We start from the raw sequence: 16,236 nt of genomic DNA, 5'->3' as shown, positions 1-16,236 counted from the left end.
AATTGAGGTGTAAATAGGCCGGCGGAAACCGGCCGGAGAGGGATTAAAATAAGAAATAACGCTGTCCGAGCGGAACATAGCTGACAGGCTGGCATGCCAGTTCTTCACCGTCGGCGAACACCTGATAGGTTTTCGGATCGACTTGTATATTCGGCATCGCGTCATTCAGCTTCATGTCGAGCTTACTCAGCTTGCGGATATTCCGTACGGGGGAAATCATTTTTTCAAGCCCGAGCTTTTCCGGTACGCCGTTTGCGATACCGGCCTGGGACATAAATGTAATAGACGTATTGCGGTTTGCTTTCCCGTAGGATGCGTACATCTGGCGCATAAACACAGGCTCAGGCGTCGGAATGGAAGCATTCGGGTCTCCCATCTGGGCGCGGGCGATCATGCCCCCTTTGAGCACAAGTTCAGGTTTGACGCCGAAGAAAACCGGATCCCACAATACGAGGTCAGCGAGCTTTCCTTTTTCAACGGAACCGACTTCATGACTCAAGCCGTGAGTGACGGCAGGATTGATCGTGTATTTGGCGACATAGCGTTTGGCGCGCACATTATCATTGCCGCTTTCTCCTGAAAGAGCGCCCCGCTGCTTCTTCATTTTATCGGCAACCTGCCATGTCCGGATAATCACTTCTCCCACCCTGCCCATCGCCTGCGAGTCAGATGATGTCATGCTGATCGCGCCGATATCGTGCAGAATATCCTCCGCCGCGATGGTGGCCGCTCTGATGCGTGAATGACTGAACGCCACGTCTTCAGGGACTTTTGAATCTAAATGATGGCAGACCATCATCATATCAAGATGCTCGTCCATCGTGTTGACCGTATACGGAATCGTCGGCGTCGTAGAGGACGGCAGAATATTGGCGTAAGAAGCGAGTTTCATAATATCAGGTGCATGGCCTCCGCCTGCTCCCTCTATGTGATATGTATGGATAACCCGGTCGCCGATCGCATCAAGCGTATTTTCTAAAAAGCCCGCTTCATTAATCGTGTCTGTGTGGATTGCCACCTGAATATCCGCCTCATCCGCGACTTCCATGCACGCTTTAATGGCGCTTGGCGTTGATCCCCAATCTTCATGCAGCTTCAGGCCGATCGCGCCGGCTTCTGTCTGTTCAATGAGAGGCGCTTTATCAGAGGCATTCCCTTTCCCTAAAAAGCCGACATTGATCGGAAACTGCTCAGCCGCCTCCAGCATTCTCGCCATGTACCATGCGCCGGATGTACAGGTCGTCGCTTTACTTCCCGTCGCAGGGCCCGTTCCGCCGCCCAGAAGCGTGGTCACGCCTGAAGAAAGCGCGACTTCCATCTGCTGCGGGCAGATGAAGTGAATGTGCGTATCAACGCCGCCGGCCGTTACGATTTTTCCTTCGCCGGAAATGACTTCTGTTCCGGCGCCGATGACCATGTGCGGGTCCACCCCATCCATAATATCCGGGTTGCCGCTTTTCCCGACGCCGACAATCCGGCCGTCCTTCACCCCGATATCCGCCTTGACGATCCCTGTATAATCCAGGACGACGGCGTTTGTGATGACCAGGTCAAGCGCTCCGTCTTTCCCGGTGATACGGCCGTTTTGCCCCATGCCGTCCCGGATTGTTTTTCCTCCGCCAAAAATCATTTCTTCTCCGTAATTCGTGAAGTCTTTTTCGACTTCAATCCATAAATCCGTATCTCCGAGTCTGACTTTGTCTCCCGTTGTCGGTCCGAACAGTTCTGCGTATTGCTCACGTGACATTTTCATCGGATCGCTTCCTCCATCCATCCGGCTTTTTTAAGATTTGACAGAGTCTTTTCTTTTCCCCGCTCATCCATATACGTATCGGCCATGCCGTTCAGGCCTCTGACCGTTTTTCGTCCTCCGATTTCCACGAGTGTGACGGTTTTCTCTTCTCCCGGTTCAAAACGGACTGAGGTGCCTGACGGGATGTCAAGACGCATGCCGATTGCTTTCTCCCGATTGAAGGACAGTGCGCCGTTGGCTTCCGCAAAATGAAAATGCGACCCTACCTGCACTGACCGCGTTCCATGATTGGTCACTGATACTTCCAGCGTTTTTCGGCCTTCGTTAATAGTGATGGTCCCCTTTGCGACTTGAATGGCTCCCGGCTTCATGACTTCACCTCCGCTTTGATCGGCTGATGAACGGTGACAAGCTTGACCCCGTCCGGAAACGTCGCTTCCACCTGAATGCTGTCCAGCATTTCCGGAACGCCTTCCATAACGTCTTTTTCCGTCAATACGCTGCGGCCGGATTCCATCAGCTCAGCAACGCTTTTTCCGTCTCTGGCGCCTTCCATCAGGTAACAGGTCAAATATGCGGCAGCTTCAGGATAATTCAGCAGAACGCCGCGCTCTTTCCGCTGTTTTGCGAGCTCTCCCGCTGTGAAAATAAGCAATTTTTCTTGTTCAACCGGTGTCAGTTTCATCTGTATTCCCCCTTAGTGATAGTCAAACGCAATCCACATGGTCATACCGAAACGATGCAGGCGGTTACCACCCCTTTCACCTCATGAAATGTTAAGTGATAAAAAGTATTCGACGGTGAACGGCCTGATTCCTTTTGCAGAAATTCCAGATTTCTTATTTTTTTAAAACAAACGTTTAATCAAATGTGAAGAGAGATCACATTCTTTGTGAATATTATAAAGAAATTATCGTAAAATTTATAGAATATTTAAAAAGTTAGTGAATATTAACCAAACGAACTGGAATTTTTGTCATTTCTCATAACAAAAAGCCCAAAATATTTTGGGCTTTTGCTTTGTTTCGATATCAAATTAATCGTCACTGAGTTTATCTTTCGTTTCGCCGACACCCTTTTGCAGGCTGCCTTTCGCTTTGTCCTTCTTCCCTTCCGCTTTTAAGTCGGACTTGTTTGCCATGTCACCTGCTTTGTCCTTCGCTTCCCCTTTCATTTTGTTCATGCCGCCTTTTACTTTGTCTTTTAACCCGTTATCTTGACTCATATCCCTTCAGCTCCTTTTTTGTTTTGTGTACTTGTTTTCTTCCCTTTCAGCATTATCGCAAACATGTAAACTCTCAATTATTGATTTCACAGCGCTCTCCGTAGCGGAGCACTTTGTAAACGGCCAATCCGTCTGACAGCTTATTATCCCCGTGTTTGACCGGCAGAAGGGCAAAGAATACATAATACGTTGAAAAATAGACAAATTGGTAAAAAAATAAGTTTGGCTCGAGAACATCTTTCATGATCAGCAGATTTATTATAAAAATAGAAGCGAGATTAAACAGACAGCCTCCGGAATAGACGAGCGCGCTCGTCAGCCGGTTATCTATCCGCAATTCGCCGAATTGGCAAAAAGAATCTATAAAGTAGATACGCCGCACCTGAATCGGCCCCACTTTTAAAAAACGTTTCCCCATACCGATATCCAATGACGCTTTGCCTCCGAACAGCATTGCCATAAAGCTGTGGCCTGACACATGGATGACAGACACCATCGGTAAAATGATGAGAAAGGATACGAAAAACTTTATCATATCATTAAATCCGAACAACAAATCCCTCCTTTCAATCGTCCGTTTTTCCCTCTTTTGCGATTTTTCCGATTTCTTCAACGCTCAAACCTCATAATGTGCATAAAAAAATAACCATCTGCCGATCAGATGGTTAGAAAATTTATATATCGTATAAACATTGTTCTTTTTGAATGTTTTCTCTCATGTGAATCACTTTTTCATAAAAATACGCCGCTTCTTTATATTGCTCATGGGCGCTTGTGTATATGGCAGCCTCCAAGGCGAAATCTTCAATATACACATACAGCGATTTTTCATTCATATAGTCAAACACTTCATGGATTAAGTCCATATTGAGGGATTCCAGGTAAAGCGCTTGTAAAAACTTATATTTCTCTAAACTGAATCGGTCGCCGCGTTCCTTCGCGATCGTGACCCCTTTTTCATAATAAGTAAGAGCCGCTTCGTCATCACGCAGCCTGAAAAGGGTGTGTGTTAAGCTGAACAGCGCCTTCGGAAGCTGTTCAAGCTGATGTTCTTCAAAAACGGGCACCGCTTTTCTAAAATAACGGGCCGCTTCAGCCAGATCACGCTTTTCAGAATAACAATTCCCCAGATTGTAAAGCGAAGACCCGATCAGGCGGGGCTGTCCTTCAAGCAAAGAAAGGCGGAGCGCTTCGTCTAAATGCTCAAGCGCTTTGTCGTAGTTTTTGCAGTCGATATAGTTTCCTGAGATGACGAAATGGCACTGTATTCTCCGCACTCTGTAAAAATCGTGTTTCATATATGTATCCAGCGCCTGAATCCCGTGATTCATGGAGAAATGAGTCTGCTTCATGACGTAAAACACTTCAGACATCTTGAAATGGAATTCCGCCCTCTCTATATCATCCTCGACAAATGAAAGGAGTTTTTCCGCTTTCCGGTAAAAAGAAATAGCCGCAACATAGTTATTCTGATCGAACTCATACATTCCTCTGAACAAATGGAAATAATACTCGGACAGTCCCGATATGCTGTCCGTGCTTTCGATCGTCTTTTGCAGCTCGCTGTACTGAATTTGAGATTGTTCGGTGAAATCCGGCTTGACGTAATCAAGCATAATATGATGGCGGTAGCTGATCAGCTGGTAATATAACAGCAGCAGCTGGTCTTCCTCCATACGTTGTATATCCTCATCAATTTCCTCTTTCAGCTTTATGGCATCAGCCGCTTGAAACGCTAAAATGTGCTTGTACCATTTGTTGATCTTGACTCCAACTTGAGATGACGGAATCTCGTATGCGGTCATGCCCCTTTCACAACCTTTTCTAATTTCTATTGGTTATATTTTAACATATTGTATGGCTTTGGAATTGAATAACTTGATCGTCCTGCATCAAAATTCCTATCATATATTTCGGCCGGCATCGGTTTTTTTTGAACAGGCCGGAGCTTCATTTGAATAAAAAAGCCTGCCCTTGTTCGGGCAAGCCTTTATTCATCCGCCTATATACGACATTTCCACTTTCTTTTTCCCATCTGTTTTAGAAAGCGCGCGGTCAATTGAATACTGATCCGTGCGATTTCTCCAGACAGAGGCGATGGATTCCGTCAATTCGTCATCAGTCAGGCCGCCGCGCACAAGCTTCCGCACATCGAAGCCGCTAGAAGCGAACAGGCACGTAAAAAGCTCGCCCCTTGCCGACAGACGCGCTCTGTTGCAGGAGGCGCAAAATGCATCCGAGACGGAGGAAATCACGCCGATTTCGCCGGAACCGTCGAGATAGCGGAATCTGGAAGCGACCTCTCCTTTATAATTCGCTTCTATCGGCTCCGCCGGCATGTGCTGATTGATCAGATCAATGATCTCAGCCTTCGTGATGACGTCTTTTTTATTCCATTGATTTGTATTGCCGACATCCATAAATTCAATAAACCGAAGAATATGACCCTTTTCTTTAAAATAACGGGCCATCGGCAGGATGTCTTTTTCATTGACGCCCTTTTGAACAACCATATTGATTTTCACACCGAGTCCGGCTGCTTTTGCCGCTTCAATGCCCTCGAGCACCTTGTTCACCGAGACGCCGCGGCCGTTAATGGCCTTAAACCGCTCATCCTCTAAAGAATCAAGACTGACGGTCACGCGATGCAGCCCCGCCTGCTTCAGCTTTTCCGCATACACGGGAAGCAGAGAGCCGTTCGTTGTCATCGCAATATCGTTAAGCCCCGGGATGCGCGCAAGCTTTTTGATCAATTCAGGCATATCTTTTCTCATCAGCGGCTCCCCGCCCGTCAGCCTGATTTTTTCAACGCCGAAGCGGCCGACAAACAGTTTGGCAAGCCGTTCAAGCTCCTCAAATGAGAGCAGTTCCGTCTTTTGCAGAAATGGATAATCCGGTCCGAACAGTTCGGCTGGCATACAGTACGTGCATCTGAAATTGCAGCGGTCGGTTACAGAGATACGGAGATCCCTGAGCGGCCTTTCCCTTTTGTCTGACACGCGGCGCGTTTCTGTATTCATAAGCCCAAGACCCCTTTCTATTGTTCAACCCGTTCAGGATGTGTGTATACGTTAAACGATCCGTTTCTGACAAAGCCTATCGCCGTCATGTTCAGCTCTTCCGCCATTTGCAGCGCAAGCTCCGTCGGCGCCGATTTTGAAATGACAATCGACACGCCGATTTTTGCGGCTTTCAATAAAACCTCTGAGGAAATCCGTCCGCTGAAGACAATCAGCTTGTCACGGACCGGCACTCCGTTTTTCAGGCAGTTGCCGTACAGCTTATCCAGCGCATTGTGGCGCCCGATATCCGTCCTCATGAAGAGCATCTTTTCCGTATCGCACAGCGCCGCATTATGGACGCCGCCCGTTTCCTGGAATGTGCCGCTTTCGCTTTGCATCTCCTTCATGAGGCGAAGACACGTTTCAGGAGTTATGGTGATGCGGCTGACGGCGGTTTTGGCTGTTTTCACATCCTGCTGAAAGTAAAAATGGCGGCCTTTCCCGCAGCATGAACCGATCACTCTCTTCGTATAGTCTTTTTGCTCAAGCATTTCGGGATTCGTCAGCTCCACATATGCAAATCCGAGACTTTCATCTATCGTAAAACTTTTGATCTCTTTTTCAAAACGAATGACGCCTTCTGACGCGAGAAATCCGATAACGAGTTCCTCTAAGTGGTCGGGCGTGCAGACGAGCGTAACAAATTCCTGCCCGTTCACCATGACAGTCAATGGATACTCTGATACCATCCGATCTGCCGTTTTTGTTAATACCCCTTTTTCATAACGGTATATTTCTCTTACCGCCGTTGTTTTTTCATCCACTGTTTTCCCCTCCGCAGTATCCTTCTCTTTTATTCTTCCATAATCCCTGTATTTTGTCGAATTTGCGGTTTAAAAAAAGAGCCCTCTTCGGACTCTATGTTTCGTTGCGATGATGTCTGCTTAAAATGGTGAATAAAATAACGGCGGCGATAATGGCCAATATACTGACGAATATGAAGGCGGCAAGCTTCAGAAAAATTCCCATCAGTACAAAAACGACTGCCGCCAGCACTAATATAATGCCTGCTCCTTTTAACAACAGCGTTCATCTCCTTTTAGTCGTATCATTCCCGCGGTTCCGTTTTCTAAACAAAAAAGACGCCGCGCGGGCGTCCTTTTTCAGCCTATTCTTTTGCTAAATCCTTTGCAGCGTCTTCCCAAGCCTGTTTGAACTCGTCCGCGCTGTCAGCTGAGACATACGTCCCGCCTCCTGCTTCTGCCGCTTTTTCAAGGCTTTCGCTTCCTTTCATGCCGAAGTTGAAGCCGATGATATTGACGATTGTGTTGACGTTCGCTTTACGGAGCTTTTGAATTTCAGCCTGAGGATTACCGCCGCATGTTTCTTCACCGTCTGTAATCAGGTATACGACGTTTTTCCCTTTAGCGCCGGCCCGCTCAAATTCTTCGCGCGTATCAGAAAGCGCTTTTGCTATCGGTGTCCAGCCTGTCGGTTTAATTTTGCTGAGTGATTGCTCAAACGGAGTCACGGCGTACGGCTGAAGTCCGTATAACGTTTCTGTCGCATTACATGATACGGCTTTGCCGGAGTTTTTATTATTGCCCTTATGGCCGAATACCCGAAGCATCAGATTCGTGTCTTCAGGAAGAACTTTCGCAAAAGAGGTGACAGCATCTTTCGCAACATCTATTTTACGTTCTCCCCCCGTTTTTTGTATCATGCTTCCGCTTGCATCAAACAGCACAGCGACGTTGGTTTCCTCTTGCTTTTTCTCAGCCGCAAAAACAGGTGATCCGAGTGAGAGCGTCAAAAGTCCGACAATCCCCGCAGTAAACATTTTTTTCATTTCCTTCATTCCTCTCCATTTGTTTTTGCCGATGGGCCCCGGCTCTTCTCTATGCTAGTTTAGCTATTTGGAAAAAGATATAGGGCGTGATGCCTTTTGTAAGAACGGCGATATATGACCAAAAATGAACAGAATTATGCGCATCATCCTAAAAAGATTGGCTAAATGATGACAGTTTTAATGCCTTTTTCGCCCTTTTTGTAATATAAGTCCGGGATCTGATTCTTTTTACAGTTTTCTCTTCATCTCTTCATGAAAATTTTGTTAAATCAAACATAAAAAAAGGGCCGATAAACGGCACCTTTTTCTTATTCCGCTAATGATCTCGCTTCCATTGTAAAGATACGGTTCATATCCTTTTGGCTGTGAGCTTCGTAATATTTTCCTCCGCCCGCTCCGGCAATCGCATGCAGCTGGCCGTTGAAACCTTCCTTAAAGTCAAAACCGATCACGTTGACTTTAATATGATGTTTGCGTAGTTCTTTCGCCGTCTTAATAGGATCTCCTCCGCATGTCTCTTCACCGTCCGTCAACAGGTAAACGGATTTAAAGCCGAATTTATGAACACCGTTAAAAGAAGCCTTCGCATCTTCTAATGCTTTTGCAATCGGTGTCCAGCCTGTAGGCCCGATTCCGTTCAGAGAGTTGAGGAAGCTTTGTCTGTCAAACTTTTGGAACCCGTACACACCGCGAATGGCTTCACATGATTGAACTTTTCCGGAATTTTTATTATTGCCTTCCGAACCGAAAACCGTCATTCTGACTTGTGATGTAGACTTAATTCGATCCGCAAAACGGATGATTTCATCTTTTGCCATATTGTATTTAGATACGCCGTCTATCCGTTTCGCCATACTGCCGCTCGCATCAAGTAAAATGGCGGTATTGTTTCTGAATAAAAGAGTGTTCTCGTCTGCTTTCTCAGCAGCAAAAGCAGGAGATGCAGCAGTCAGCATCAATCCGAGCATAAGTATGAGTGAAAATGTTTTTTTCATTGCTTTTTCCCCTTTTCAATAGATTTACGTTCAACGCCGAACAATATTTATCGTAAATGAGATGAAAAGGGAAATAAATAGGACGGGCTTCCTCATTATTTTTGCGTACATTCACATAGAAGCGGCATTTTTATCAGTGATTTTCACCCGGTGCGCAGCCATCTGTCCGCAATTGTCAGCCTTTAGCCTTTCGTTATATGAGTCCGTTGGTTGTTTTACCGTTTATGGAATAGTTTTCCGAAAAAAAGACGCTGATGACAGCGTCTACTTTTTCGCCATATATTTGTTTAAAAATGAAGCGGCCTCGGAAATGTTCACTCCCTGATAGTAATGCTTGACGATGTCCGCCACCGATTTTCCCTGCTCCGCCATGTAATTGGCTCCGTACTGGCTCATACCCACGCCATGGCCGAACCCCTTTGTCGTAATGGTGATGCTGCTCCCGTTTCGTTTCCATTCAAAGTCGGCAGACCGGAGTCCGAGTTTTTCCCGGATGTCTCTGCCCTTCAGCTTCTTGCCGTTTATGACGGCCGTCGCCACTTGATGCCCCGGTGTTCTGGCCGTAATCTGCCCCACCGTGCTTTGTCCTGAAAGCTGCACGCCGAGCTTCTGCTGAAACTCAGACACACTGAAGGTCTGGGTGGCGAGATATTTCGGCGATTTCTTATCCCAAGGGCTTTTCACACTCTTTAAATAAGGAATAGCGCTTGTCCAATAGGCTTCCGCATTTTCCGTATAGCCGTTGCTTGTAGAGAAAAAAGATGCCTCAATCGGTTTGTTGTCATACGTTAAAATCTTTCCTTGGGTGCCGGCCACCGCGTTTGTGATTTTCTTAAGGTTTTGTGCGTACTCAGAACCCCATTCTTTTTTCAGCTGGCTCTTGCTTTGATAGACTTGGAACATCTGTGTGTCATCCACCAGCGATCCTTTAGGCGCCTGAACGGCTGAGTCAGCGACCATCAGTCTGACGATGAATGTCCGGGCAGCGAGCGCCTGGGCTTTTAAGGCCTCCGGTTTAAAGTCAACGGGCATTTCGGAAGCTACAACTCCGGTCACGTACTCTTCAAGCGGAATGTTCTCTACAGAATGTTTGGATGTCCGATAAACCGGAATGGATACAGGTGATTCTTTCAATGTTTCTGCTCCTTTTGTCTCTCGTATGGTGTGTGCTGTTTTGTGTCCGGGCTCTTTATTCGCGGCCGCTCCTTTTTCTGCCTGAAACGGAAGAACGAGAATGGTGGGAACAAGAAGAATAAGTACACACAGCCCGGATAGTAGAAATACAATGGGTTTCATATATCAGCTGCCTCCTGCTTGGGATTCGACTCTACTTCATCTTATGGGCAGGGACAAGCTAATATGACTTCCTTTTGGACAGAATCTTTATTCGATTTTTCACGCCAAAAACGTATTCTTTTTTGAAAATCAGAGCATAATAATGATGATAAACCCTATAAAAAAAACAGTATGCCAGATTGACATACTGTTTTTATAACCTTTATGCGTTTAAGTCAGTAACGGCTTCTTTGCTTTCTTGTTCAGCGGCCGTTTCATCAACAACACGCTCAATGTCAGCGCCGAGAGCCGCAAGTTTTTTATGGAAATCCACATAACCGCGATCCAAGTGCTTCAGTTCCGTAACGCGTGTATGACCTTCAGCCACTAATCCCGCAAGAATCAGCGCCGCGCCCGCACGCAGGTCCGTAGCGGCAACTTCTGCGCCTTGCAGCTGTACAGGACCGTTAATGATCACAGAACGTCCTTCAATTTTAATGTCGCCATTCATCCGGCGGAATTCTTCAGCATGCATAAAACGGTTTTCAAACACAGTTTCAGTAATCATGCTTGTTCCGCTCGCACGGAGAAGGAGCGCCATCATTTGCGACTGCATATCAGTCGGGAATCCGGGGTGAGGCATCGTTTTGATGTCGATCGGCTTCAGCTGGGCAGGGCCGATGACACGAAGGCCTTCTCCTTCATCCGTAATTTTGACTCCCATTTCTTCCATCTTCGCAATTAAAGACGTAAGATGCTCAGGAACGGCACCTTTTACTAATACATTTCCTTCCGTAATAGCCGCAGCCACCATGAAAGTACCCGCTTCAATACGGTCAGGAATGATGTTGTGTCTGACGCCGCGAAGCTTCTCGACACCTTCAATTTTAATGGTGCCTGTGCCGGCTCCGCGGATTTTTCCGCCCATTGCATTGATATAGTTCGCTAAGTCAACGATTTCAGGCTCTTTTGCCACGTTTTCAAGCGTTGTTGTTCCTTCAGCTAATGCAGCTGCCATAATCAAGTTTTCTGTCGCACCCACACTTGGGAAATCTAAATAGATTTTTGCGCCCTGCAGACGGCCTTCCACTTCCGCTTCAATAAAGCCGTTGCCTACTTTGATTTTTGCACCCATTGCTTCAAAGCCTTTTAAATGCTGGTCAATCGGTCTTGAACCGATAGCGCAGCCGCCCGGAAGCGCTACTCTTGAATGACCCGTACGGGCTAATAGAGGGCCCATTACAAGCACTGACGCGCGCATTTTACGCACATATTCAAAAGGTGCTTCTGTTTCTAAAGCGTAAGAAGCGTTTACCGTAACTTCATTATTCTCAAAATGCACATCTGCTCCTAAATGACGCAACACTTCATTAATTGTATATACATCGGAGAGCGTAGGTACATCACATATTACGCTTTTTTCTTCACTTGCTAATAAAGATGCAGCGATAACAGGCAAAACGGCATTTTTTGCTCCTTCAACTTTCACTGTGCCGTTTAACTTCTGACCGCCGCGGACGATGATTTTTTCCAAGGTATTCCCCTCCGCGTCCCTATATTCTCTATATTAATATTCAGTTGTCACGATTGGTGTGCCAACCGTAACGGTATGTTTTTCGCCCATTCCCGCACTTCTAAGCGCAATTTGCACATTCATCTTATGTTTAGATGTCATGATGTAATCTGTCCACTTATATGTAAATGCAGAAACAGAAACGAAATGAGGCTCAACTACATGTTCAACTGGACTTGCTTCAAATTCTTTCATGAGCTGTTCTGCTTTTTTTTGCAAAACAATACTCATATTATCATTTAAATGACCCTTTAGACAAGTAAAAATAAATACTTTATTTTGAAATATGTCATGTGCCTGCCGTTCAAACTGTTCATATGTATCATTCCAGTTTTCCGGTTGCTCCGGGCTCATTTGCTCATATAATAAATACGAAGTTGGGTTCTGGTTTTTGAGGGTAGTGACGAGCTGCAGTTTAAAAGTTGTATGATTTTTTTTGTCAGAATACGTGCCGACAGCCTTTACAATCTTATCTTCTTGAGCGGTTTCCCACTGATATTGCGGATTCTGCGTCTTCAGTTCTTTCACCTTGTCATCAAATTCACTCAGTGACAGGTTCAGATTTTCTTTCGCATGAAGCGTCCACTCATCTACAGTGACATGCTGCCGCTCCATTCCTTCGGCAATCTGGGCAAGCGGAGACAGCTCACTTGCATGAATGGAATGAAATACCGCAATTAAGGCGCTTAAAAAAACAAAAATCAAGATGATACGGCCTGCTCTTTTTTTCTTCATATCGATCTCTCCCCCTTACTCCCATTTTTGCCGGAGCCGGGGAAAGCGATACATGGAAAACTTCGTCAAAACTCGCCAAACGGGTGAAGAAAAATTGGTTTCTCCCCCAGCGATTCCCTTCATTTCAACTGACGAAACACCTTAAAACAAGTATGGAAGCTGCTTCGAATAGGTAAGATAATCTAAAAAGAAGTCAGCGACTGCCGTTCCGATCGCAATGGTAAGAAGAATAATCAGCAGCCTTGCCTGCACTATTTTTCCTTTTCGGATCAGCGGATCAAAGTTGACGGCCTGTAGCGCCCACCATGTCACCGCAATGCATACCAGATGAACCAGAATGCTGATTGCGGCCTGCTGCCCCAATACATTCACACATTCCATCTCCTTTCATTTTTTCCGCCCCTCATATCCTCTCTTATTATATAAGAAGAAAAGAGAAAGATGATCATTTTCACAGCAGAATTTTTATCCAAAATTAGGGGCAATCTCCGCTTAAATGTCCGTTCTCCCGCATGGTATACTTTTTTGGAAAGGAGATGGGAATATGAATCATTCCTTTTTTCATCCGGAAAAGCAGTATGGAGAATCACTGCCCGTATTTGACCACGAGTGGGAAGCGATAGCATTCTACTATGATTATAGACAGTCTCAAACAGAGGAACTGAAAGAATTATGTCAGTTTTTCAACATTTCTCTTGATTATTCACACGGAAGCCTGAAGAAATTAGAAGCTCTCTACTTCCGCAGCATAAAAGAGCTGCTATTGGCGGACTGGAATCTGCCGATTGACGAATTTGAGAAAATGCTCAGTGTGTATGTCATTGATTGCGCCATCAGACACCATGACGATGCCGAATGGATCGTTAAACCATATCCGTATACGGACGGCGCCTATACGACGGGCGTGCGAAGAGGAAACAAAACGTGGCACACTGACAACTGCTGTGAACATTTATATCTGCAAAAAGAAGAGGATCATCCGCTTATCGGCGTCTATGAATCTCTTATGCGTTAATATAGAAAAAGAATCCTTCTCAGACAGCCGAGAAGGATTCTTTTTTAGTTTCCTGCAACATCCAATCTGTTTACAGCCCGCTGTAACGCAAGCTCAGCCCGACGAATGTCAGTATCATCTGATCGTTTGTTCAAACGGTCTTCCGCCCGCTTTTTCGCAGCAAGGGCGCGCTCTTTATCAATGCTGTCCGCAGTTTCAGCGGCTTGTGCAAGGATAGTGACCTGATCAGGGCGGACTTCTAAAAATCCGCCGCTGACAGCCGCCAAGTCAGTCTGTCCGTCTTTTTTTAGGCGGACAGCGCCGATTTTAAGCGGAGCCACGGTCGGAATATGGCCCGGCAAGATACCGAGATCACCGCTCTCGGCTCTTACGCTTACCATTTCAATATCAGCATCATATACTGGGCCGTCGGGAGTAACGATATTGACTTTAACGGTCTTCATGCTTTTACCCTCCTAGGACCAGATTAAACTTCTACACCCATCTCTTTTGCATTCTCAATGACTTCTTCAATGCGTCCCACAAGACGGAATGCATCTTCCGGAAGATGGTCATATTTACCGGAAAGGATTTCTTTAAAGCCTTTAACTGTTTCTTTAACAGGCACGTAAGAACCCTTTTGTCCCGTAAACTGCTCAGCTACGTGGAAGTTTTGAGAAAGGAAGAACTGGATACGGCGTGCGCGGTGAACGACAAGCTTGTCTTCTTCACCCAATTCATCCATACCGAGAATTGCGATAATATCCTGCAGTTCTTTGTAACGCTGAAGCGTTGACTGAACTTCACGCGCCACCGCATAATGCTCTTCTCCGACAATTTCCGGAGCAAGCGCGCGGGAAGTGGAAGCCAGCGGATCAACCGCAGGGTAGATACCCATCTCAGTTAATTTACGCTCAAGGTTAGTCGTTGCGTCCAAGTGAGCGAACGTCGTCGCCGGAGCCGGGTCAGTATAGTCATCGGCAGGCACGTAGATCGCCTGGATAGATGTAACTGAACCAACGTTTGTAGACGTAATACGCTCTTGAAGCTGACCCATTTCTGTCGCAAGCGTCGGCTGATAACCAACCGCAGAAGGCATACGGCCGAGAAGCGCGGAAACCTCTGAACCCGCTTGTGTGAAACGGAAAATGTTATCGATAAAGAACAGTACGTCCTGTCCTTGTTTATCACGGAAATGCTCAGCCATTGTAAGACCAGTCAGTGCTACACGCATACGTGCGCCCGGCGGCTCGTTCATTTGTCCGAAGACCATGGCTGTTTTCTTGATAACGCCTGAATCGCTCATTTCGTAGAAAAGGTCGTTCCCTTCACGAGTACGCTCTCCTACACCGGCGAATACGGAAATACCGCCGTGCTCTTGCGCGATGTTGTTGATTAATTCCTGGATTAATACGGTTTTACCTACACCGGCACCGCCGAACAATCCGATTTTACCGCCCTTGATGTAAGGAGCGAGCAGGTCAACGACCTTAATTCCCGTTTCAAGAATTTCAACCTCAGTTGAAAGCTGATCGAATGAAGGAGCTGATCTGTGGATCGGGTCCTTTTGAGCATCCGCAGGCAGCGGCTCATTTAAATCAATTTTATCTCCCAGTACGTTAAATACGCGTCCGAGAGTCACATCACCGACAGGAACGGAAATCGGAGCACCTGTATCAACTGCTTCCATTCCGCGCTGAATTCCGTCCGTAGATGCCATGGCAATTGTACGGACTGTATCATCGCCTAAATGAAGAGCAACCTCTAGCGTTAGATCGATGCCTACTTCATTTTCGCCTGTAGCTGGCTGTGAAACTTTAATCGCATTATAAATCGCAGGCAAGTGGCCGTCCTCGAAACGTACGTCGACAACCGGTCCAAGCACCTGACTTACGCGTCCTTTCTTCATCGCTATCCCTCCTGACAAAATCTTTCTATTCTAAAGCGGCTGCACCGCCGACAATTTCGGTAATTTCTTGTGTAATCGCCGCTTGACGCGCGCGGTTATATGAAAGCGAAAGTGAATCAATGAGTTCTTTCGCATTATCAGTCGCATTTTTCATCGCTGTCATTCTCGCAGCGTGTTCACTTGCTTTACTGTCAAGAAGCGCGCCGTAAATTAAGCTTTCCGCATATTGAGGAAGCAGCACTTCGAGCACCTCTTCTTCATCCGGTTCGAACTCGTAAGAAGCCGTGCGCTTCCCGCCGCTCGTTCCGAAATCCGTTAAAGGCAGCACTTTTTTCTCCGTCACTTCCTGTGAAATCGCACTGACGAAATGGTTATACACCAAATGCAGTTCATCAAAAGCGCCGTCGATAAACATTTGAACCGTCTGACGGGTCAAATCCTTAATCTGAGCAAAAGTGACCTCGTCGCCAAGCCCCACTAACTCAGACAAAATCGGCATTTCCCGTTTTTTGAAGAAATCGCGGCCGACTCTGCCGATTGCAATCACCGTGTATTCATCTTTAGACTGATGGCGTTCTTGAATGGTGCGGTAAGCGTTTCGCAAAACCGAACTGTTAAACGCACCCGCAAGCCCGCGGTCAGACGTAATGACGAGATACGCCGTCTTTTTCACTTCTCTTGAGACAAGCATCGGGTGTTTCGCGTTTTTCGCGCCTTTTCCGACGTTAAACACAACCTCCTGGATCTTATCCATATACGGAGCAAATGACTTCGCGTTGGTTTCCGCACGGTTCAGCTTCGCAGCGGATACCATCTGCATGGCTTTTGTAATCTGGCTTGTTTTTTTCGTTGACGTGATCCTTGACTTAATATCGCGTAATGAGGCCAAAGATTTCACCACCTTTATTCTTCATTTGCGTAAAAAG

The 16,236-nt window shown here is 46.4% G+C and carries 19 protein-coding genes; 1 reads left to right on the top strand and 18 read right to left on the bottom strand.

The features are described 5' to 3' along the window. Positions 1-43 precede the first annotated feature (43 nt). From ureC to ICW23_RS08605, 15 genes are all read right to left on the bottom strand, one after another. On the bottom strand, positions 44-1,753 hold the full coding sequence (ureC, locus tag ICW23_RS08675) for an urease subunit alpha (protein ID WP_016937661.1): 1,710 nt from the start codon (positions 1,751-1,753) through the stop codon (positions 44-46). Beyond that, entirely contained in the window at positions 1,750-2,124 is a 375-nt protein-coding gene (gene ureB / locus ICW23_RS08670; protein WP_016937660.1) for an urease subunit beta, read from the bottom strand. Before ureB ends, ureC begins: the two co-directional genes overlap by 4 nt. Continuing rightward, positions 2,121-2,438, bottom strand: coding sequence for an urease subunit gamma (gene ureA / locus ICW23_RS08665; RefSeq protein WP_016937659.1), 318 nt, complete (start codon positions 2,436-2,438; stop codon positions 2,121-2,123). Before ureA ends, ureB begins: the two co-directional genes overlap by 4 nt. A gap of 351 nt (positions 2,439-2,789) precedes the next feature. Beyond that, complete coding sequence (locus ICW23_RS08660; protein ID WP_016937658.1) at positions 2,790-2,978, bottom strand: CsbD family protein; 189 nt, start codon at positions 2,976-2,978, stop codon at positions 2,790-2,792. A gap of 73 nt (positions 2,979-3,051) precedes the next feature. Then, entirely contained in the window at positions 3,052-3,531 is a 480-nt protein-coding gene (locus ICW23_RS08655; RefSeq protein WP_016937657.1) for a hypothetical protein, read from the bottom strand. A gap of 121 nt (positions 3,532-3,652) precedes the next feature. Next, positions 3,653-4,783: a response regulator aspartate phosphatase gene (locus tag ICW23_RS08650; RefSeq protein ID WP_016937656.1), complete on the bottom strand. Its 1,131-nt coding sequence runs from the start codon at positions 4,781-4,783 to the stop codon at positions 3,653-3,655. A 189-nt stretch (positions 4,784-4,972) separates the two neighbouring features. Continuing rightward, entirely contained in the window at positions 4,973-5,998 is a 1,026-nt protein-coding gene (moaA, locus tag ICW23_RS08645) for a GTP 3',8-cyclase MoaA (RefSeq protein WP_016937655.1), read from the bottom strand. Positions 5,999-6,015: 17 nt separating this feature from the next. Next, positions 6,016-6,804, bottom strand: a complete 789-nt coding sequence (gene fdhD / locus ICW23_RS08640; RefSeq protein ID WP_099744607.1) for a formate dehydrogenase accessory sulfurtransferase FdhD — start codon at positions 6,802-6,804, stop codon at positions 6,016-6,018. A gap of 94 nt (positions 6,805-6,898) precedes the next feature. After that, positions 6,899-7,063 (bottom strand): hypothetical protein, encoded by a 165-nt coding sequence (locus ICW23_RS08635; RefSeq protein WP_007407587.1) that lies wholly within the window; start codon positions 7,061-7,063, stop codon positions 6,899-6,901. An 85-nt stretch (positions 7,064-7,148) separates the two neighbouring features. Then, positions 7,149-7,829 (bottom strand): VWA domain-containing protein, encoded by a 681-nt coding sequence (locus tag ICW23_RS08630; RefSeq protein ID WP_016937653.1) that lies wholly within the window; start codon positions 7,827-7,829, stop codon positions 7,149-7,151. Positions 7,830-8,137: 308 nt separating this feature from the next. Further along, positions 8,138-8,824 carry a vWA domain-containing protein gene (locus tag ICW23_RS08625; RefSeq protein ID WP_045927230.1) on the bottom strand — a complete coding sequence of 229 codons (687 nt, stop codon included), beginning with the start codon at positions 8,822-8,824 and terminating at the stop codon, positions 8,138-8,140. A gap of 264 nt (positions 8,825-9,088) precedes the next feature. Beyond that, positions 9,089-10,120: a stage II sporulation protein D gene (gene spoIID / locus ICW23_RS08620; protein WP_188154346.1), complete on the bottom strand. Its 1,032-nt coding sequence runs from the start codon at positions 10,118-10,120 to the stop codon at positions 9,089-9,091. A 202-nt stretch (positions 10,121-10,322) separates the two neighbouring features. After that, positions 10,323-11,633: a UDP-N-acetylglucosamine 1-carboxyvinyltransferase gene (murA, locus tag ICW23_RS08615; RefSeq protein WP_016937650.1), complete on the bottom strand. Its 1,311-nt coding sequence runs from the start codon at positions 11,631-11,633 to the stop codon at positions 10,323-10,325. 33 nt (positions 11,634-11,666) lie between these two features. Beyond that, on the bottom strand, positions 11,667-12,407 hold the full coding sequence (locus tag ICW23_RS08610; RefSeq protein ID WP_095241200.1) for a YwmB family TATA-box binding protein: 741 nt from the start codon (positions 12,405-12,407) through the stop codon (positions 11,667-11,669). 141 nt (positions 12,408-12,548) lie between these two features. Continuing rightward, complete coding sequence (locus ICW23_RS08605) at positions 12,549-12,779, bottom strand: DUF1146 family protein (protein WP_007614366.1); 231 nt, start codon at positions 12,777-12,779, stop codon at positions 12,549-12,551. 172 nt (positions 12,780-12,951) lie between these two features. Here ICW23_RS08605 and ICW23_RS08600 point away from each other — a divergent pair, with 172 nt between their 5' ends. After that, the gene (locus ICW23_RS08600) at positions 12,952-13,422 is read left to right on the top strand and encodes a hypothetical protein (RefSeq protein ID WP_045927227.1); all 471 of its coding nucleotides are present in this window, start codon (positions 12,952-12,954) and stop codon (positions 13,420-13,422) included. A gap of 44 nt (positions 13,423-13,466) precedes the next feature. Here the strand turns inward: ICW23_RS08600 and ICW23_RS08595 are convergent, their stop codons facing one another. From ICW23_RS08595 to atpG, 3 genes are read right to left on the bottom strand one after another with little or no spacing between them, the layout of a single operon-like run. Continuing rightward, on the bottom strand, positions 13,467-13,865 hold the full coding sequence (locus tag ICW23_RS08595; RefSeq protein WP_013353907.1) for a F0F1 ATP synthase subunit epsilon: 399 nt from the start codon (positions 13,863-13,865) through the stop codon (positions 13,467-13,469). A gap of 23 nt (positions 13,866-13,888) precedes the next feature. Continuing rightward, positions 13,889-15,310, bottom strand: a complete 1,422-nt coding sequence (gene atpD, locus ICW23_RS08590) for a F0F1 ATP synthase subunit beta (RefSeq protein ID WP_016937646.1) — start codon at positions 15,308-15,310, stop codon at positions 13,889-13,891. A gap of 25 nt (positions 15,311-15,335) precedes the next feature. Next, complete coding sequence (atpG, locus tag ICW23_RS08585; protein WP_003151172.1) at positions 15,336-16,199, bottom strand: ATP synthase F1 subunit gamma; 864 nt, start codon at positions 16,197-16,199, stop codon at positions 15,336-15,338. Positions 16,200-16,236 lie beyond the last annotated feature (37 nt).

The organism is Bacillus sp. 1021 (assembly GCF_014534735.1).
GTDB lineage: Bacteria > Bacillota > Bacilli > Bacillales > Bacillaceae > Bacillus > Bacillus siamensis.
This window is presented reverse-complemented; position numbering and strand designations above follow the sequence as displayed.